At 63.9% G+C, this 17,252-nt stretch carries 18 protein-coding genes; 10 read left to right on the plus strand and 8 right to left on the minus strand.

Annotated elements, in window-relative coordinates; translation table 11 throughout:
* Positions 1-63 precede the first annotated feature (63 nt).
* The 6 genes from CH271_RS29085 to CH271_RS05035 all read left to right on the plus strand — a co-directional run bounded on the left by CH271_RS29085 (position 64) and on the right by CH271_RS05035 (position 3,462).
* Positions 64-840, plus strand: coding sequence for a hypothetical protein (locus tag CH271_RS29085; protein ID WP_218828536.1), 777 nt, complete (start codon positions 64-66; stop codon positions 838-840).
* A complete protein-coding gene (locus CH271_RS05015) occupies positions 837-1,418 on the plus strand; it encodes a cytochrome c oxidase subunit 3 (RefSeq protein ID WP_218828535.1) in 582 nt (193 codons plus the stop codon). Before CH271_RS29085 ends, CH271_RS05015 begins: the two co-directional genes overlap by 4 nt.
* Positions 1,415-1,693, plus strand: a complete 279-nt coding sequence (locus CH271_RS05020; RefSeq protein ID WP_256986277.1) for a cytochrome C oxidase subunit IV family protein — start codon at positions 1,415-1,417, stop codon at positions 1,691-1,693. The genes CH271_RS05015 and CH271_RS05020 overlap by 4 nt, the downstream gene beginning before the upstream one ends.
* 95 nt (positions 1,694-1,788) lie before the next feature.
* Positions 1,789-2,517: a hypothetical protein gene (locus tag CH271_RS05025; RefSeq protein WP_256986278.1), complete on the plus strand. Its 729-nt coding sequence runs from the start codon at positions 1,789-1,791 to the stop codon at positions 2,515-2,517.
* Between the two features lie 16 nt (positions 2,518-2,533).
* Positions 2,534-3,184, plus strand: a complete 651-nt coding sequence (locus CH271_RS05030) for a cytochrome c oxidase subunit 3 (protein WP_094632885.1) — start codon at positions 2,534-2,536, stop codon at positions 3,182-3,184.
* Positions 3,181-3,462, plus strand: a complete 282-nt coding sequence (locus CH271_RS05035; protein WP_094632886.1) for a cytochrome C oxidase subunit IV family protein — start codon at positions 3,181-3,183, stop codon at positions 3,460-3,462. Before CH271_RS05030 ends, CH271_RS05035 begins: the two co-directional genes overlap by 4 nt.
* Positions 3,463-3,475: 13 nt before the next feature.
* On the opposite strand, the gene CH271_RS05040 is transcribed toward CH271_RS05035, so the two are convergent.
* Positions 3,476-4,207: a nitroreductase gene (locus CH271_RS05040; RefSeq protein WP_256986279.1), complete on the minus strand. Its 732-nt coding sequence runs from the start codon at positions 4,205-4,207 to the stop codon at positions 3,476-3,478.
* Complete coding sequence (locus CH271_RS05045) at positions 4,204-5,178, minus strand: NADPH:quinone oxidoreductase family protein (RefSeq protein ID WP_094632887.1); 975 nt, start codon at positions 5,176-5,178, stop codon at positions 4,204-4,206. Before CH271_RS05045 ends, CH271_RS05040 begins: the two co-directional genes overlap by 4 nt.
* A gap of 94 nt (positions 5,179-5,272) precedes the next feature.
* Between CH271_RS05045 and CH271_RS05050 the strand changes: the two genes are divergently transcribed.
* Entirely contained in the window at positions 5,273-5,707 is a 435-nt protein-coding gene (locus CH271_RS05050; protein ID WP_094632888.1) for an ester cyclase, read from the plus strand.
* A gap of 78 nt (positions 5,708-5,785) precedes the next feature.
* On the opposite strand, the gene CH271_RS05055 is transcribed toward CH271_RS05050, so the two are convergent.
* The gene (locus tag CH271_RS05055) at positions 5,786-6,826 is read right to left on the minus strand and encodes an LLM class F420-dependent oxidoreductase (protein ID WP_094632889.1); all 1,041 of its coding nucleotides are present in this window, start codon (positions 6,824-6,826) and stop codon (positions 5,786-5,788) included.
* 130 nt (positions 6,827-6,956) lie between these two features.
* On the opposite strand from CH271_RS05055, the gene CH271_RS05060 reads away from it, so the two are divergent.
* The 3 genes from CH271_RS05060 (at position 6,957) to CH271_RS05070 (ending at position 11,285) form a co-directional block, all read left to right on the plus strand.
* Positions 6,957-8,609, plus strand: a complete 1,653-nt coding sequence (locus CH271_RS05060) for a class I adenylate-forming enzyme family protein (RefSeq protein WP_170945752.1) — start codon at positions 6,957-6,959, stop codon at positions 8,607-8,609.
* Between the two features lie 122 nt (positions 8,610-8,731).
* Positions 8,732-9,892 carry an acyl-CoA dehydrogenase family protein gene (locus CH271_RS05065; RefSeq protein ID WP_032367203.1) on the plus strand — a complete coding sequence of 387 codons (1,161 nt, stop codon included), beginning with the start codon at positions 8,732-8,734 and terminating at the stop codon, positions 9,890-9,892.
* 70 nt (positions 9,893-9,962) lie between these two features.
* Complete coding sequence (locus tag CH271_RS05070; protein WP_037194320.1) at positions 9,963-11,285, plus strand: phytoene desaturase family protein; 1,323 nt, start codon at positions 9,963-9,965, stop codon at positions 11,283-11,285.
* A gap of 84 nt (positions 11,286-11,369) precedes the next feature.
* On the opposite strand, the gene CH271_RS05075 is transcribed toward CH271_RS05070, so the two are convergent.
* The 5 genes from CH271_RS05075 to CH271_RS05095 all read right to left on the minus strand — a co-directional run bounded on the left by CH271_RS05075 (position 11,370) and on the right by CH271_RS05095 (position 17,252).
* Entirely contained in the window at positions 11,370-12,932 is a 1,563-nt protein-coding gene (locus CH271_RS05075) for an acyl-CoA carboxylase subunit beta (protein WP_094632890.1), read from the minus strand.
* Positions 12,932-14,089 carry an acyl-CoA dehydrogenase family protein gene (locus CH271_RS05080; RefSeq protein WP_037194322.1) on the minus strand — a complete coding sequence of 386 codons (1,158 nt, stop codon included), beginning with the start codon at positions 14,087-14,089 and terminating at the stop codon, positions 12,932-12,934. The genes CH271_RS05075 and CH271_RS05080 overlap by 1 nt, the downstream gene beginning before the upstream one ends.
* A 48-nt stretch (positions 14,090-14,137) precedes the next feature.
* A complete protein-coding gene (locus CH271_RS05085) occupies positions 14,138-15,154 on the minus strand; it encodes an acyl dehydratase (protein WP_094632891.1) in 1,017 nt (338 codons plus the stop codon).
* Positions 15,151-15,999 (minus strand): HpcH/HpaI aldolase/citrate lyase family protein, encoded by an 849-nt coding sequence (locus CH271_RS05090; RefSeq protein ID WP_094633169.1) that lies wholly within the window; start codon positions 15,997-15,999, stop codon positions 15,151-15,153. The genes CH271_RS05085 and CH271_RS05090 overlap by 4 nt, the downstream gene beginning before the upstream one ends.
* Positions 16,000-16,103: 104 nt before the next feature.
* Positions 16,104-17,252 carry an acyl-CoA dehydrogenase family protein gene (locus CH271_RS05095; protein WP_037194325.1) on the minus strand — a complete coding sequence of 383 codons (1,149 nt, stop codon included), beginning with the start codon at positions 17,250-17,252 and terminating at the stop codon, positions 16,104-16,106.

Consider the following 17,252-nt stretch of genomic DNA (forward strand, 5'->3'; position numbering starts at 1 on the left):
GATTCGATTATCTGAGAATATCGGCGGTGTCCCACCTCTCCGAACCTCGAAGGAGCTCATGCTGTGGCAACTCCGACCACCCCGCCGGGCGTCAGTCCGATCGACCGATCACCTGCCGTCACTGCGAGCCACGGAATCGACTACACAATTCTCCGCGTCTGCGTGTACTCCGGAGCCGCCTACGTGGTGCTCGGCCTGCTGGGGTTTGCGGTGTTCGCCGGATTCTGGCCGCCGCCTGCGGAGAGCGTGACGGCGCGGGAGATCGGAGGCTTCTTCCGCGAGAACAGCGTCCACATCCGCATCGGGATGGTGTTGATGGCAATGTGCGGGCCGTTCTACTTCGTCTGGAGCGCAGTGCTTTCCAAGATCGTGAGCCGCATCGAGGGTCCGATGGGCGTGCTGTCGAGCGTCGAACTACTGGGCGGCCTGCTGACCGGGCTCGTCACGTTCACCCCCGCAGTCATCTGGGCGACGGCCGCATTTCGCGTCGACGCTCGGTCGGACGAGACGATTGCGCTCTTCTACGACTACGGCTGGCTGTTCTTCGACCTGACCTTCGTCTGCTCGTCGTTGCAGAGTGTCGCGTTGGGAGTGGCAATCCTGCGGGATCGACGCTCGACGCCTCTGTTCCCCAGCTGGGTCGCGTGGGTGTGCTTCCTCACCGCAGTGACCTACGTGCCGTTGGTCGGGGTCCCGTTCTTCCAGTCGGGTCCCTTCGCATGGCATGGCCTGATCAACTTCTGGGCCGTGTTCGTCATGTTCTTCATCATGATCTTCGTGGTGAGTCCGTACGCGTACAGAGCATTGCGCGTTCTGCAGGCGGAAGATTCACGAGTGTGATCGACGTCGGACATGCTCGTGCGAAATCCGGGCGGTTGCCCGGTATCGAGGGCGTGTGGGTGCTCATCTGTGGTGACCTGGCCATCTTCACGCTCCTGTTCGGATCGTTCATGCATGCACGGACGACAGCGGTTCCGGAGTTCGAGTCCGGACGGCAATTCCTCTCTCCCGACTGGGGTGGGCTCAATACCCTCGTTCTGCTGACGAGTTCGTGGTTCGTCGTGCAGGCGCTCCGTGCCCTGCGGGCGGGAAGGGTCGGGGAGGGGCGGCGCTGGATCGGCGGAGGGGCAGCGCTCGGCGCCGTGTTCGCAGTCTCGAAGGCCTTCGAGTACGCCCGGGAGATGCGGCACGGATTCACCCCTGCGTCGAGCGAGTTCTCGATGTACTACTACTCGCTGACCGGTATCCATCTGGTGCACGTCCTCTGTGGCACTCTGGGTTTGACGGTCTTCGCGCTCGTCCACACACGCGCTGCACGCGCGGGTGCTTCCGCAGGATTCGAGAGCATGGCGATCTACTGGCACATGGTGGATCTGTTGTGGATCTTTCTGTTCCCGATGCTCTACCTTCTGAAGTGAAAGCGCTACGTCCGGTTTCCTCGGTCACCGGCGTGTGGCTGCTGTTGATGACCGCCACCGTCCTCACCACGTGGGTACTCTCCGACGGAGCTGTCGGCGGGGAGGTCGCCACAGTGGTCGTCCTGCTCATCGCGGGCTCGAAGGTCCGGCTCGTGATGCGGTACTTCATGGAATTACGCGATGCCGGTCGGATTCCACGGGTGATACTCGAAGTCTGGGTCCTCGGGGTGACACTGATGATCGTCGGCTTCTACGTGCTCGCCCCGGTGGGCTGAGGGGCCATTGACTCCTCGCTGCGGCCTACGTTACGTTTCTAATCTACAATCGAATCCGGCCTCCATGTGCGGAAAGACCATCGGAGACAAATCGAATGAACCCACGTGTGCTCACGGTGTGCGCTTTCGGCGGCCCGGCTGCGGTGATCGTCACTCTCGTCGGTTGGTCGATCGCGGGGGTGCTGCCGCTGCCGATCGGTCCGGGCGCTCCACAGGCCGAGGTCATGAGCTTCTACCTCGACAACAGCGTCAGAACCGGTACGGGCTTCGTCATCGCCTCGCTCGGGATCGTGCTCTATGCGCCGCTGGTCGCACTCACGACCATGCACATGCTGCGCATCGAGGGTAGAAGGCCGGTCCTGGCCTTCACTCAGTTGGCCACCGGCACGGCGACATTGCTCATCAACGGACTGCCCATGCTGCTGTGGGCACTGGCGACGTTCCGGGCCGACCGGAGCGCCGATACCGTGCTGCTTCTGCACGACATGGGACGGCTCATCCTCTTCCCGGGCATCATGTTGTTCTGCCTGCAGAACATCTCGATCGGACTGGCGGTCGTCACCAGTGACGGCTCGGTCTTCCCGCGGTGGCTCGGATATCTGAACTTCTTCGTCGCGCTGTCGTTCGTTCCCGATCCGCTCGCCTTCTTCTTCCACTCGGGTCCCCTCGCATGGAACGGCGTCTTCGTGTTCTGGCTCGCACTGACGACCTACTGCATCTTCTTGTGTGCGATGACGTGGGCATGCCTGCGGGCCAACGCAACACTCGGCAGCGCGCTGGACCGCCCACGTCGTCGGGACGAGACCGTACTGTCCTCCTCATGAGGGCTCCGAGATCGTCATGAGCGAGCGTATGCCCGAATTCCTCTGGGACGATGAAGAATTGGACAGTAGATCGGTAGTGGCCGAGCGAGGTGTGCCGCGCCCGCAGACACCGGGACTGCCCGCGGAAACGGGCCTGTGGCTGTTCGTACTCGGGGACATGACGGTGTTCGGATGGTTCTTCCTCGTGTTCATGTGGGAGCGCCGCCGCGACGAGGGTCTGTTCGTGAGTTCATCGGCTGCCCTGTACCAACCGATCGGCGTGGTCAACACCCTTGTTCTTCTGGTCAGTTCGCTGCTGGTCGTACTCGCGCTGCATGCACATCGGGTCGGTCGTCGGCCATCGGCAATTCGGTACCTCGGTGGTGCTGGTCTGTGTGCCGTCACCTTCGCCGGACTGAAGGCAGTCGAGTACACGCTCGAGATTCAGGCCGGCCATACGCCGACCGAGAACACGTTCTTTCTCTTCTACTTCGCGCTGACCGGTATTCACCTGGTTCATGTGCTGGTCGGTGCGTTGCTTCTCGGGGGATGGTGGCGAGTCGCGCGACGCGACAACTCGTGGAGCCGTGACCGTCTCTTCGTCGAATCGGCTGCAGTCTACTGGCACATGGTCGATCTGCTGTGGATCGTCATCTTCACTCTCGTCTACTTGGTGGGTGCCGAATGAACGACGAGACCGCGACCTTCCCGCAGCGGGCGGTGATCGTATGGGTGCTGTTGGTGGCGTTGACGATCTCGACGTTCTGGCTCGGCACACACCAACCGTTCGGCAGCACCGACACACGGGTTGCGTCGGCGCTGGTGATTGCGCTGGCCTTCGCCAAGGTGTACTTCATCGTCGCCGATTTCATGGAGGTGCGTCACGCCCCCCGCGCGCTGAAGATTGCCTTCGGCATCTGGTTCACCACGATCGGTGGTGCCATCGTGGTGCTGAACCTCGTCTGAGCAAGATTCCTTGTCAGGAGTCGATCCAGTCGACCACCTCGTCGATGTCGGCCCGGCTGGTTCGGAAGCTGTTCGTCGGGTCGTCCGTGTCGGCGTATCCGAACGAGATTCCGCAGACGATCGTACGGTCGGTTGCGAGGCCGAGTTCGGCGCGAATCACGCTCGGGTACATGGCCAGCGCGGCCTGTGCGATGCTACCGACCCCGTGGGCCGTCGCCGCAAGCAGGAAGCTGCTGACGTATCCGCCGCAGTCGACGGCTCCGTAGGAACCGAGCGCCTCGTCGGAATGCACGATCGCTACGTGCGGGGCGTCGAAAAACGAGAAGTTGCGAAGCGACTGCTCCATCTGTCGCTGGTGGTCGCCGCGTTCGATGCCGAGCGCGTTGTAGAGCTGCAGACCGCTCTCGCGACGACGCGTTCGGTGCACATCCCGGTACTCACGGGGAAAGGGGATGTCCGGTGAATCCGTGCGGCCCTCCGTTGCGGCCGCGGTCAGGGCGCTCCGTAGCCTGTCCGTTCCCGCACCGCTGGTGATCGAGAGCTGCCACGCCTGGCTGTTGCACCAGGACGCCGTCCGCTGAGCGGTGTCCAGAATCGACCGAATCGTCTGGCGTGGTACGGGTTCGGGCATGAACGAGCGGCAACTCGTGCGCACCGCCATCAGATGATTCAGGGTGTCGACGGCGCCGTCCGGTAGCTCGGACGAGCGGCGGGTATCGAGCACGGATCGGATGTCGTTCGTCATGAGATTCCTTCGATGATGGTGGTGCCGAGTTTGTCGCGTCCTGCGACCAGACGTACCGCGTCGGCGGCGTCGTCGAGCGTGAAGCGTCCGGTGATGGGCGGGGTGATCCGGCCGGAGGCGAGCAGTTCTTCCAGTGCGTCGCGGTTCTGGGCGGCCTGAACGGGTCCGCGGTTCTCGAAGTCGGCGATCTCGTATCCGATGATGGACGAGCCCTTGAGCAGCACCAGATTCATCGGTACCCGGGCCGGCCCGCCGGCGGCGAATCCCACGATCACGAACCGACCGCCGTAACCTGTTGCCCGAAGCGCAGGTTCGGTGATGTCTCCTCCGACCATGTCCAGTACTACGTCCGCGCCCTGTGGGCACACGGCCTTGAGAGCGTCCTTGAACCCGGGTTCGGTATACGACACCACTTCGTCGGCCCCGATATCAAGGCAGAACTGCAGCTTGTCCGCTGTGGACGCGCAGGCAATCACTCTGGCACCGAGCGCCTTTCCGATGAGGATGGCAGCGCTGCCCACGCCACCCGAGGCTCCCAGGACCACCAGGTCCTCGCCTTCCCGCAGCGAGCCCTTCGAGACGATCGCGTCGTATGCCGTCCGGTACGGCACACCGGCCAAGCAGGCCAGGTCGAAGGGGAGGGCATCGGGGGTCGGGCGGAGCTTGTCCTCGGATATCGCAATGCGCTCGGCGAAGCCTCCGACGAATGCCAGTCCGTGTACGCGATCGCCCACCGAGAATCGCGTGCACGCATCTCCTACCTCGACGACGACGCCGGCAACGTTGTTCCCCGGAACGAACGGACGAGGCACGGGAATCTGATAGATCCCCCTCATGACGAGGGTATCGACGAAGTCGACCGAGGCCGCGCGTATGTCGAGCAGTACCTGGCGCGGCCCGGGGAGCGGGTCGGCGACCTCCTGCACGCGCAACTCGTTCAGGTCTGCGTCGTCACAGAGCAGGGCCTTCATGGCGAGTCCTTCCGGAAATGTCGACCGGGTGTCACGAAGTCCGTGACAATAATCGAATCTAGGATAGATTATTTGCAACTACAGAGGAGAGATCATGACGCCCCATCCTACCGACCCGGAGTTCACTCAGGCGTTCTCGAAGGCGTGGACCGACGACCCCGATGCCTTGGTGGAGTTCTTTTCACCCGAAGCCTACTACCGCGACATGGCGTTCGAGCCGAAGTATGTTGGCCGTGAGGCAATCTCGAAATTCCATCGGTACATGTTGAAGTTCGCGCCCGACTCGTTCATCGAGTTCGAGGACATTCGAGCCGCAGATGGCCGCTTCTACGGAAAGTGGCGGTGGTCCGGTACCTACGGCGGCCCCCTCCGGTTACGCAACGGGAAGGTGATCGACGCGTCGGGCAAGCAGTTCACGGTGTTCGGGGTGGCGATTTGCGAGTACGGCGACGACGGAAGACTGACGAGCCACGAGGACTATTGGGACCTGGCAACCGTCCTCGACCAGGTCGGCGTCACGATCGCCTGACCGAGAGTTACTTCCCTGCTTGCCTGCCGGTCGTGATCGGTGAGCCCGGTGCCGACCGGTAGCGGCACCGGGCCGAGATCATCCGATCAGGTTGCGGAGCAATGCGATCTGGGCAATGCGCTCGGCCGAGTCCTTCGTGACCGGGGTGACGTTGAGTGTGGTGACGCCGGCCTCGGCGAACGCGGCGATTCGTTCCTTCACGTAACCGGCGGGTCCGATGAGGTTGACGGCTCGGGCCAGGTCGTCGGGTACCGCAGCGGCCGCCTCGCCCTTTCTCCCCGCGAGATACAGGTCCTGGATCGTCGCCGCCTCGGCTGCGTAGCCGTATCGGCATGCCAGATCGTTGTAGAAGTTCTTGCCCTTCGCTCCCATGCCGCCGATGTACAGCGCCAGATGCGGTTTCACACCGGCGAGGTATTTGTCTGCGTCGTCACCGATGGCCAAGGTCGGTCCGGCATAGATGTCGAGCTCGCCCAGCGACGGATCCCGTCTGGCCTTGCCCGCGGCCAGCGCATCGCCCCACACCGAGTGCGCCTTCTCCGGGGCGAAGAAGATCGGTTGCCAGCCTTCGGCGATCTCGGCCGTGAGCTCGACGTTCTTCGGCCCGATAGCCGCAACGAGGATCGGGATCTTCTCTCGAACTGGATGATTGATGAGTTTGAGCGGCTTCCCGAGTCCGGTTCCCTTGTCGGCCGGAAGCGGAATCTGGTAGTGCTTGCCCTGGTGCTGAACGCGCTCCCGTCGCCACACCTGTCGGCAGATGTCCACCACTTCTCGGGTACGAGCGAGGGGAGCGTCGTAGGTGACCCCGTGAAAGCCTTCGACCACCTGCGGACCGGACGCGCCCAGGCCGAGGACGAATCTGCCGTCCGACACGTAGTCGAGGCCTGCGGCAGTCATTGCTGTCAGTGACGGTGTGCGGGTGTAGATCTGGATGATGCCCGACGCGAGCTGCACCGTCGAGGTAGTGGCAGCAAGGTAGCCGAGTTGGCTGACGGCGTCGAAGGAATACGCTTCCGGGACGAAGATGATGTCGAGCCCGACCTTCTCGAGCTCGGCCACCTCGGCTGCGGACTCTCGGAAACCGCCCGAGTAGTCGATCATGGTTCCGATTCGCATTGCTCTCCTGATCGGTGTTCTCGCGGTGAACTTCACCGACGTATTCTCGTAATTTTTAATCCACATTATGTAAAACTGCAAGGACGCGATCAGGAGTCGCGCGCTGGTCTGTGCTCGAAACGGAGGACATATGACAACACTGGAGACTCGCCCGGCCGATCGAGAGCGCGATCCTCTCGTCATGTCGTTCTGGGAACGAGACACGAGCTCGGATCTGGTCGACCACACGGTGGGTGGCGTACTCGCCGAACGCGCGGTCACTCACTCCGCGGTGACCGCGCTGATCGGAACTCGCCACGGAGACGGTGCGGAGCTTCGCTTGACCTACGCCGAACTGTACGAGGAGGCGCTGAAGGTGGCGACGGCTCTGCGGCAGCTGGCCGAGCCGGGGGAGTTCGTCGCCCTGTGGGCACCGAACAACGTCGAGTGGCCGATAATTCAGTTCGGTGCGGCCCTCGCAGGCGTCGTCCTGGTTGCATTGAACCCGGTTCTTCGACGCGGCGAACTCGACTACGCACTCGGACACTCCGGCGCACGCGTTCTGATCCATGCGGATTCGAGCCGCGACTACGACATGGCCGAGGTGGCGTCGAGCATCGCGGGGGATCGATCGGACTTGATCGTGATCAGCCTGTCCGAGCGCGCTCGCTGGCGGGCGGACGAGGTAGCCGCCGATACGTTGTCCAACGTTCCCCACGATCCTCTCGCGCCCGTCATGCTGCAGTACACCTCGGGGACCACGGGAAAGCCGAAGGGGGTGCTGCTCTGTCACCGATCTCTGGTCAACGTTGCCAAGCTCACGATGGAGTACGTCGGGATCGAGTCGGGATCGGTCGCGGTCAATCCGCTGCCGATGTTCCACACCGCAGCGTGTGTGGTCGCGACGCTCGGGCCGGTGTGGGTCGGTGGCACGGTGGTCCTGATCGAACAGTTCGCCCCGGCTCCGGTGATCGAGACCGCGCGGCGTGAATCAGCGGACCTGTTGTTCTACGTGCCGGCCGTACTCGGGGCCATCCTCGAATCCGTTCGAGGTGAGGAGGGCAACGCACCGCACGTGACCACGATGTTCGGCGGGGCCGCACCAGTGCCCTCGGCGATGATCGAATCTGCCGAGAGAGTGTTCGGATCGGCGGTGTTGAATGTGTTCGGGCAGACAGAACTATCGCCGGTGCTGTCCGCGACCCGGCGGACCGATTCGCGGCGGGACCAGTTGACGACCGTCGGACACCCGTTGGCCCAGGTGGACTGCAAGGTGATCGACCCGGTGACGGGCGACGTGCTGCCGATCGGCGAGGTCGGTGAAATCTGCGCTCGCGGTTACCTGCAGTTCCTGGAGTACTGGAAGGATCCCGACGCGACCGCGCGAGCGCTGGACCGCGACGGCTTCGTGCGCACCGGCGATCTGGGCTCGATGGACTCGCGCGGCTACCTGACGCTGGCCGGTCGGCTCAAGGATCTCATCATCAGGGGAGGGGAGAACATTTCCCCGCTCGAGATCGAGTCGGCGCTGCTGGCCGTCGATTCTGTTCTGGACGCCACCGTGATCGGACTTGCCGACGCCCGGCTGGGTGAGGTGGTGGCCGTGGTGGTTCGAGTTCGCGGTGAGGCCGCCGCGGACTTGCGCGAGCAGCTCGAGCGGCATGCTCGGGCGGTCCTTTCGCCGTACAAGGTGCCGAGTCGGTGGTTCCTGGCCGAAGAATTACCGCTGACTCCGACCGGCAAGATCCGTAAGTTCCGGGTTGTCGAGGGCATTCGGAACGACGAGTTCCACGAGTTGCTCTGACTTCGCCGTCTGCGGCAGAAGCGAGGACTCGGTTGACTCCGATATATTTTTATCTATATTAGATTATGAACGAGCTGGTGCGATCGCGCCGGCCACCCACACGAACAAGGGACGGTCCAGCCGTGCAGGGTCTGATCAACGACAACGACGAGCACCGCCTGATCCGAGAGAGCGTCGCCAAGATCGCGGACCGATACGGTGCCGCGTACTTCCTCGAGCGCGCGCGGGCGAACGGGAACATCGACGAGCTGTGGAAGGAACTGGGAGAATCCGGCCTTCTCGGAGTGCATCTACCCGAGGAATTCGGCGGCGGTGGCGGCGGAATGGCCGAGGCCGTGGTTGTCGTCGAAGAACTCGCTGCGCACGGTTTCCCGCTGCTGATCTGGGTCATCTCACCGGCCATCTGCGGCTCCATCGTCAACATGCACGGGTCGACCGAGATGAAGCAGAAGTGGCTGCCGGCGCTGGCCGACGGATCGAAGAAGATGTCCTTCGGACTGACCGAACCCGATGCGGGCTCGAACAGTCATGCTCTGAAGACGACAGCGACGCGCGACGGCGACGGCTGGGTACTCAACGGCGGAAAGTACTACATCTCGGCGGTGGACGAGGCCGACGCGCTTCTCGTGGTGGCCAAGGACGTCGAGCATTCGACGGGCGAGCGCAAGGCGCTGTCGCTCTTCGTCGTTCCGACCGATACTCCCGGCCTGACCCTGCAGAAGATCGACACCGCGATCGTCTCGCCCGACAAGCAGTTCACCGTGTTCCTCGACGGCGTGCGGGTGGGACCGGACGCACTGATCGGTGCGGCCGGCCAGGGATTGAAGCAGGTGTTCGCCGGACTCAATCCGGAGCGGATTCTGGTCGGTGCCATCTGTGGTGGGGTCGGTCGTTACGCGCTGGACAAGGCCGTCGACTACGCCAAGACCAGGGAGGTCTGGTCGGTTCCGATCGGGTCGCATCAGGGTGTGGCCCACCCGCTTGCGGCAGCGCAGATCGACGTCGAGCTCGGACGTCTCGCCACGGCGAAGAGTGCCGAGTTGTTCGATGCAGGCAAGCCGTCGGGCGAGGCCGCGAACATTGCCAAGTACGCGGCCTCCGAGGCCGCTCTGAAGGCGCTGGACCAGTCGATCCAGACACACGGTGGAAACGGACTCACCCACGAATACGGCTTGGCGGAGTTGTGGTTCGTCACTCGCTTGATGCGTACGGCACCGGTGAGCAAAGAGATGGTCCTGAACTTCGTCGCGCAGACCACCATGGGGCTGCCGCGCTCGTACTGACACCCCGTACCGACACAAAGCCAACGCGCCGAACTGGTTTCGGTGAGCTGATCTCGAGGAGCACAGAACGATGAGTACACCGGAAACACAGCAGTTCGATGTCGTGGTGGTCGGTGCGGGCGCAGGTGGCCTGTTCACCGCAGCTCGGCTGGCGCACAAAGGGTATCGGACTTTGGTGGTGGAATCCCTCGACAAGGTCGGCGGACGCGCATCCACCGACGAGATCGACGGATTCAAGGTCAACAACGGCGCAATCGTCATCGAGTTGGGTGGCATCACCGAGGAGACGTTCGCGGAGGTCGGGGCGAAATTCGACATCCGGATGCCGTCCCCTCCGATTCTGTACAGCATCGGTGGCAAGAACGTCGACGTCACCGGTGGCGGGTGGGGCTTCCTGCTCTCCAAACTGACCCGACAGGGTGCCAAACTGGTCAGCGGCCTCGGTGCTGCCCGCAACGACAGCGGCATGCCCGAGGACGAGCTGTCCACCGCGGAGTGGGTTTCGAAGTACACGAAGAACGAAGGTGTGCACGGGATCTTCCGCAACATGTGTGCGTCGGTGTTCGCCGTCAGCTCCACCGAGCTCCCTGCGAAGGTGTTCCTGACCTACTTCACGCGCAAGAGTGCGTTCAAGAAGTTCGGCTTCCACCCCCAGGGCACCATCGGTGTCTGGCAGTCGCTGGTCGAGTCCATCGAAGGCAACGGCGGGCAGGTGTGGCTGTCGACGTCCGCAGACCGCATTCTCGTCGAGGACGGCGTGGTGCGCGGAATCGTGGCAACACGTGGTGGAGTCGAGACGACGGTCGAGGCGCGCGTGGTGATCAGCGACGTCGGTCCGAGCGCAACGCTGAAGCTGACCGGCGACGACGCCGTGGGTGCGGATTACGCCGCCCAGGTACGTGCGGCCGATCGTCCGTGCTCGATGATCGCGGTGAACTTCGCCAGCCAGGAGCGCCTCGTCGACGTTCCCGGAATGCTGAGCTTCGCGAAATCGCGTCGCCTCGCGTACATCGCCAACTTCACCGAGACCTGCCCCGAAATGGCTCCGGACGGGTGGAACCTGTACGTGGGTGGTGCAATTCCCGAACCCTCGGTCGGCGATTTCGATTCCGACACCGAGGTCGAACTGGTCATGGAGGACCTGCGTGACGCGATCGAGAACTTCGACTCACGTGCACGGGTGATCTCGGTCAACGTCACTCGTGACGGCTGGCCACCGCAGCGGGCAGTGGCCGGCTTCGATCTACCGAACACGACACCGATCACGGGCCTGTGGAACGTGGGTGACGGAGTGAAGGAATTCGCCAACGGCGGAACCACGGCCTGCGCTGAAACGGCAAAGATCGTGGCCGACAGTGTGATCGAGAGCTTCCCTCTCGTTCACCAGAGCTGAACCGAACTCGGCCGGTGCCGATGCCTCCACGAAGGCATCGACACCGGCCGAGTCGTTTCGAAGCCGGGATCGAAGAGGCCGAGCTCAGATCGGGGAGATGGATCTGCGTTTGTGCGGCACCCGCGGTGGGCGACGGGCAGCGACGCGGGAGAGTGTCTCGGCTATCAACCGGCGAGACTGCGACGGCAGTACGACGTCGTCCAGCCCGAATCCGTCGGCCGCATGGAACGGGTCGATGTTCTTCTCGAACCCGGCGATCAGCTCCGCCCGTCGAGCAGCCGGATCCTCCGCGGATTGCCAGTCACGGCGATAGGCGATGTCGACGGCTCCGTCCACCGGCATCGCGCAGATCTGCGCGGTGGGCCATGCCAGAGCCAGATCCGGTGAGTACCCGCGCCCACCGCCCATGGCGATGTACGCGGCTCCGTAGGCCTTGCGCACCACGATGCTGATTCGCGGAACGGTGGCCTCGGCCAGCTCGTACACCAGACGGCCGCTGCGCCGGGCCAATTGTGTTGTCTCGGCTGCCGATCCGATCAGGAATCCCGGCAGGTCGATCAAGATCAACAGCGGTAGACCGAAGGCATCGCACACCGCGATGAAGTGTGCCGCCTTCTCGCAGGCGGCACTGTCGAGTGCGCCGCCGAGGTGCAGGGGCTGATTGGCCACCACTCCGACGGCGCGACCGTCGACGCGAGCGAAGGCCGTCACCACGTTGGGGGCTGCCGTTTCGCGTAGCTCCAGTATCGAATCCTCGTCGCAGATGCCGCGAACGGCATCCCGCACGTCGTAACCCTGGCGTCCGCTCAGCGGAACGAGAGTGTCCAGATCGACGTCCTCGGGCCACCGGGCACCCATGATCCGAGGCGGGGCCTCGAGCGAATTGGACGGGAGGAAGCTCAGATACGCGCGGACTGCGTCGATAGCCTCGTGCTCGTCCTCCGCAGCGAAGTCGGCGACTCCGCGGCCGGCCTGAACCTCGGCACCGCCGATCTCCTCGTTGGTCATGTGCTCACCGGTGGCTGCCGCGACGAACGGTGACGAGGACATTCCCAGGGTCGAAATGCCTTTGACCATCACGACGAAGTCGCACAGGGCCGCCAGATTCGTTCCGACTCCGAAGCCGGGGCCCATCATGACGGTGACGATCGGTACCAATCCGGACAGATCGTCGAACTGCTGAAACAGCGGTGAGCCGAGCGCCGCGTGCCGGGAGTCGAGACCTTCCTGCATTCGGTGCCCGCCGCTGTCGCTCAGCACTATCAGGGGAATGCGGTCCAGCAATGCGCGTTCGGCGCATCGCGACAGCTTGGCCATGCCGACGGCCCCGGTGCTTCCGCCCAGAACCGTGAAGTCGAACGCGGCGATGGCCGTTGCTCTGCCGTCGACATAGCCGATGCCGGTCACCATGGCGTCGGCCGGTGCCACCAGGGTGGGGCTGCCCGGTTGTGACGGCCCCGGCCCGGCCAGCGCGCCGAACTCGAAGAACTCGCCCTCGCCGGTCAGCAGGTCGATTCGTTCTCGCGCCGTGAGCTTTCCGCGACGGTGCTGATGTTCGACGGCGTCCGGCCGAGCGACATCCGTCCCAGCGCGGTGTCGACTGTTCACTTCCTCGTGCAGGCACAGCCGCGCAGCGTCGTCACTCATCAGCTGTCCAGGCCACCGCGTGCCACGAGCTGCGAGACGATGACGTTTCGCTGTATTTCGTTGGTGCCTTCGCCGACGATCATCAGCGGTGCGTCGCGGAAGTATCGCTCGACGTCGTACTCGGTGGAATATCCGTAGCCGCCGTGGATGCGAACAGCGTCGAGGGCGATCTCCATGGCGACCTCCGATGCGTACAGCTTGGCCATGCCGGCTTCCATGTCGCACCGTTCGCCTGCCTCGAACTTCTCGGCGGCGTAGAGCACCAGCTGGCGAGCAGCGGTGAGCTTGGTGGCCATGTTCGCGAGGTAGTTGCCGATCGACTGGTGCTTCCAGATGGGCTTGCCGAAGCTCTCTCGGTCCTGCGAGTAGCGAAGTGCCGACTCGAGCGCAGCCCCGGCCACGCCCAAAGCCCGTGATGCGACCTGGATTCGGCCGGTCTCGAGGCCCTTCATCATCTGCGCGAAGCCTTTGCCCTCCGCCCCGCCGAGTACGGCGGACACCGGTACGCGGAAGTCCTCGAACGTCAGCTCGCAGCTCTCGACACCCTTGTAGCCGAGCTTGGGCAGATCACGCGAGACCGTCAGTCCTGGGCCGTGTTCGACGAGCAGGATGCTGATACCGCGATGTTTCGGCTCGGCCGTGGGATCGGTCTTGCACAGCAACGCGATCAGCTGCGAGCGGCGGGCATTGCTGATCCACGTCTTGGATCCGTTCACCACGAAGTCGTCGCCGTCCTTGCGCGCCACCGTCGTCATCGCCTGGAGGTCGGAGCCACCGCCCGGTTCGGTCAGCGCCATGGTGGCTCTGATCTCGCCGGTGGCCATCCGAGGCAGGTAGTGATTCTTCTGTTCTTCGGTCCCGAACGCGAGGATCAGTTTGGCGACCACGGTGTGTCCGCCCATTGCGCCGGCGAGGCTCATCCAGCCTCGGGACAGTTCCTCGGTGACCCTGGCATAACAGGGCATGCTGACGGGCGCTTCACCGTACGGTTCGGGAATCGCGAGTCCGTAGATCCCCATTTCCTTCATCTGCTCGATGAGCGCTTCGGGGTACGTGTTCGAGTGCTCGAGCACGTGGACGACAGGAAGCACCTCTTTGTCCACCCACGCTCGAACGGCATCGACGATCATTGCCTCGTCTTGAGATAGGGCGCTCATGGTTTCCTCTCGATCGTTGTCAGGTAGGCAAGGCAGGAATGCGGGCGATCAGGCCATCAGGGCGGAGAAGCGCCAGTCGAGTACGTCGGTGGAGTCCCCGTCGCCGACCGAGTGCACGACCGAGCGAAGGTGCAGGATCCCGCCCTCGCTCAGCGGTTCGGCGCGTTCGACGAATACGGTGCTGGTCAGGGTGTCGTTCTCGCGGACGGGTGCGAGGTGATCGCACGATTCCCAGCCCAGAACGGTGACGATGTTCGGCAGTGCCCGCGTGGCCTGAGCCAGCGCGAGGCCGATGGTGTGACCTCCGTACACCAGCCGTCCGAGCGGGCCCGAGCGCTGATCATGGTGTGTTGCTGCGATATTGAGACTCAAACGCGCCAGTTCCGGTGCGCTGGTGACGACGTCGGCGCTGCATTCGAATGTCACGCCCGCGAGCTCCGGCGAGAAGTGCGGTCCCTTCGCTCCTGTCCGGAACGTCGGGAGGTCGAGCCCGCCGACGATGGCGTCGCCCTCCTTGGTAACGGCAGGTGCGGTGGGCTCGAGAGTGTCGTCGTGACGCACTCGTCCTTCGTCGGGGTCGTCGCCGATCGGCAGCATGGCGCATCGATGGAAATCCAAGACGGTACGCCCGCGCTGATCGGTGGACTTCATGTGCAGCGCTGCCAGCCCGGTCGATCGACGTCCTGGCTTCGGTGAGTTCTCGCGTAGGCCGGTGACGGTGGTGACCGTGGTGAGCGAATCGCCGATTCGTGGGAGCGTGTGGAAGCGCAGACCCCGATAGAAGAGGTTTGCCTTCACATGATGTGTGGCCGTGGTGGATTGGCCGATGGCGACATCGCAGACCAGCGCCGGGTTCACCAGGGTTCCGCCGTGGCCGGCGACGCGTCGAGACAGACCGGCATCGAGTGGTAGGCGGAGCCGAATCCCGAGTATCGATTGATGAACTGCGGCCATTCCGTCGGTGAAGGTCACCGTCGGGGCCGTGTCGAACACGTGGCCGACCGACAGTTCGTCGAAGTACGGGCCACCGACCAGGACGGGGGACCGTACGGTGTTCTCGCTCATCGCCGACCGGCCTGCGCCAGTACGCGACGGGCTGCGACAGCAACGGCCTCGTCCAGCATCTGTCCGTCCAGCAACGCCGCGCCCGCACCCGCGTCCTCGGCAACCGCGAGTGATTCGACGACGCGCCGAGCGTGCTCCACCTGTTCGGCAGTGGGTGTGAACGCCGTTGTCACCGTGGCGATCTGTGCCGGATGGATGACCCATTTGCCGTCGAAGCCCAGCTGGGCCGACCACGTCACCGCACTCCGGAACTTCTCGTCGTCGGCGATCCCGAGGGCCGGGCCGTCGATGGCAGCCACCCCTGCCGCGCGGGCCGCGAGCAGAACCCGATCTTGGATGGAGATCCACTGTCGGATGTCCGCGGGGGATCGTCCGATCGCTGCGCCGAGGTCCGCGTAACCGATGATCACCGCACTCAGTCGCTCCGAAGCGCCGCAGATCTCGCGCGCGTTCAGAATCCCCTCGGGTGTCTCCAACAGGGCTTGAATCCGCAGTCCTGAGTTGTGCTCGAGAGCCCGGTCGACATCCTCGATGTCCCTGCGCGAGTGGACCTTCGGAAGGACGATGCCGGTGAGGTGAGCACACTGCGACACAGCAGCCACGTCGTCCGCGTACCAGGGAGAGTCGGGCGCATTGATGCGTACCGACACGGTGCGCCCGGCCGCATGCTCGTCGGCCAGACGCACTGCCGTATCGCGAGCCATCTGCTTCTGCGCCGGCACCACGGCATCCTCTAGATCGAGAACGACCTCGTCGGCGTCCGAGTGCAGGGCTTTGAGCGCTTTGCGTTCGTCGGATGCCGGTGCGATGAGCACCGATCGCCTTCGATGGCCGCTGAGGGACATTCCACTCCGTCCGAGGTCCGTGGTCTCGTCGGCTCGATACCCGACGAGGTGGTCGAGAACGGTGACGCCCGAGGATCTGTGCACTCGAGCGTCACCGTTGTCTTTCATGCGATCAGGTCGCGACCGATGATCTGCTTCATGATTTCGGTGGTGCCGCCGTAGATCGTCTGGATGCGAGTGTCCACGTACGCTTTTCCGACGGCGTATTCGTTCATGAATCCGTACCCGCCGTGCAACTGCAGGCACCGATCGATGACCCGCTTCTGCAGTTCGCTCACGAACCACTTGCCCTTGGCTGCATCGACGTCACTGAGGGTGCCGTCGTTGTACGCGCGCACAGAGCGATCGACGTAGGCCTCGGCGATGTCGATCTCGGTCGACATCTCGGCCAGCTCGAACTGAATGTGCTGGAAGGTCGAGATCGGCTTGCCGAATGCCTTGCGGTCCTTGCAGTACGCCACGGTGATGTCGAAGATCGCCCGGGTGGTGGCCAGCGCCATGGCGGTGACCCCGAGCCGCTCCCTCGGGAGGTGGCCCATCAGATACTGCAGTCCGAGCCCCTCCTCACCGAGAAGGTTGCTCGCCGGAACACGCGCATCCTCGAAGAACAGTTCCGCGGTGTCCTGGCCGGGGAGGCCGATCTTGTCGAGCTTGCGGCCCCGCTCGAAACCCGGTGTGTCCCGTTCGACGACGAAGAGGCTGAAGCCACGCGAGCCGCCCTCGGGGTTGGTACGCACAGCGACGACGAGCAGATCGGCCATGATTCCGCTGGAGATGAACGTCTTCTGGCCGTTGAGGATGTACTCGTCGCCCTCGCGTCGGGCAGAGGTCTTGATGCCACGCAGATCGCTTCCGGTTCCCGGCTCGGTCATCGCCAGCGCGCCGATCTTCTCACCGGAGGCGATCGAGGGCAGCCACCGCTGCTTCTGATCGTCGGTCGTCAGATCGAGCAGGTACGCCAGGAACAGGTCGTCCTGCAGAGCGACGGTGAGGCCGAACGACAGTGCGTTGATGCGGGCGACTTCTTCGCACACGACCATGCGGTATCGATAGTCGGTCTCGCCGGAACCGCCGTACTGCTCGGGGATCTGGATTCCGTACAAGCCCTGCGAGGCGGCCTTCGCGAAGACCTCGCGGTCGATCCACCGGGCCTCGTCCCACTTGTCCTTGTGCGGCTCGACCTCGCGAGCGAGGAAGTCGCGCACCGATTCCCGATAGATCTCGTGATCCTCGGTGTAGAGCTGACGATCCAT

This window comes from Rhodococcus sp. 05-340-2, from assembly GCF_002258915.1.
Lineage (GTDB): Bacteria > Actinomycetota > Actinomycetes > Mycobacteriales > Mycobacteriaceae > Rhodococcoides.

Bases quoted from the DNA above. Each gene is read 5' to 3' on its own strand.
- CH271_RS05025 (WP_256986278.1), top strand. From the start codon at position 1,789: ATGAACCCACGTGTGCTCACGGTGTGCGCTTTCGGCGGCCCGGCTGCG.
- CH271_RS05030 (WP_094632885.1), top strand. From the start codon at position 2,534: ATGAGCGAGCGTATGCCCGAATTCCTCTGGGACGATGAAGAATTGGAC.
- CH271_RS05035 (WP_094632886.1), top strand. From the start codon at position 3,181: ATGAACGACGAGACCGCGACCTTCCCGCAGCGGGCGGTGATCGTATGG.
- CH271_RS05040 (WP_256986279.1), bottom strand. From the start codon at position 4,207: ATGACGAACGACATCCGATCCGTGCTCGATACCCGCCGCTCGTCCGAG.
- CH271_RS05045 (WP_094632887.1), bottom strand. From the start codon at position 5,178: ATGAAGGCCCTGCTCTGTGACGACGCAGACCTGAACGAGTTGCGCGTG.
- CH271_RS05050 (WP_094632888.1), top strand. From the start codon at position 5,273: ATGACGCCCCATCCTACCGACCCGGAGTTCACTCAGGCGTTCTCGAAG.
- CH271_RS05055 (WP_094632889.1), bottom strand. From the start codon at position 6,826: ATGCGAATCGGAACCATGATCGACTACTCGGGCGGTTTCCGAGAGTCC.
- CH271_RS05060 (WP_170945752.1), top strand. From the start codon at position 6,957: ATGACAACACTGGAGACTCGCCCGGCCGATCGAGAGCGCGATCCTCTC.
- CH271_RS05070 (WP_037194320.1), top strand. From the start codon at position 9,963: ATGAGTACACCGGAAACACAGCAGTTCGATGTCGTGGTGGTCGGTGCG.
- CH271_RS05075 (WP_094632890.1), bottom strand. From the start codon at position 12,932: ATGAGTGACGACGCTGCGCGGCTGTGCCTGCACGAGGAAGTGAACAGT.
- CH271_RS05080 (WP_037194322.1), bottom strand. From the start codon at position 14,089: ATGAGCGCCCTATCTCAAGACGAGGCAATGATCGTCGATGCCGTTCGA.
- CH271_RS05085 (WP_094632891.1), bottom strand. From the start codon at position 15,154: ATGAGCGAGAACACCGTACGGTCCCCCGTCCTGGTCGGTGGCCCGTAC.
- CH271_RS05090 (WP_094633169.1), bottom strand. From the start codon at position 15,999: ATGTCCCTCAGCGGCCATCGAAGGCGATCGGTGCTCATCGCACCGGCA.
- CH271_RS05095 (WP_037194325.1), bottom strand. From the start codon at position 17,252: ATGGATCGTCAGCTCTACACCGAGGATCACGAGATCTATCGGGAATCG.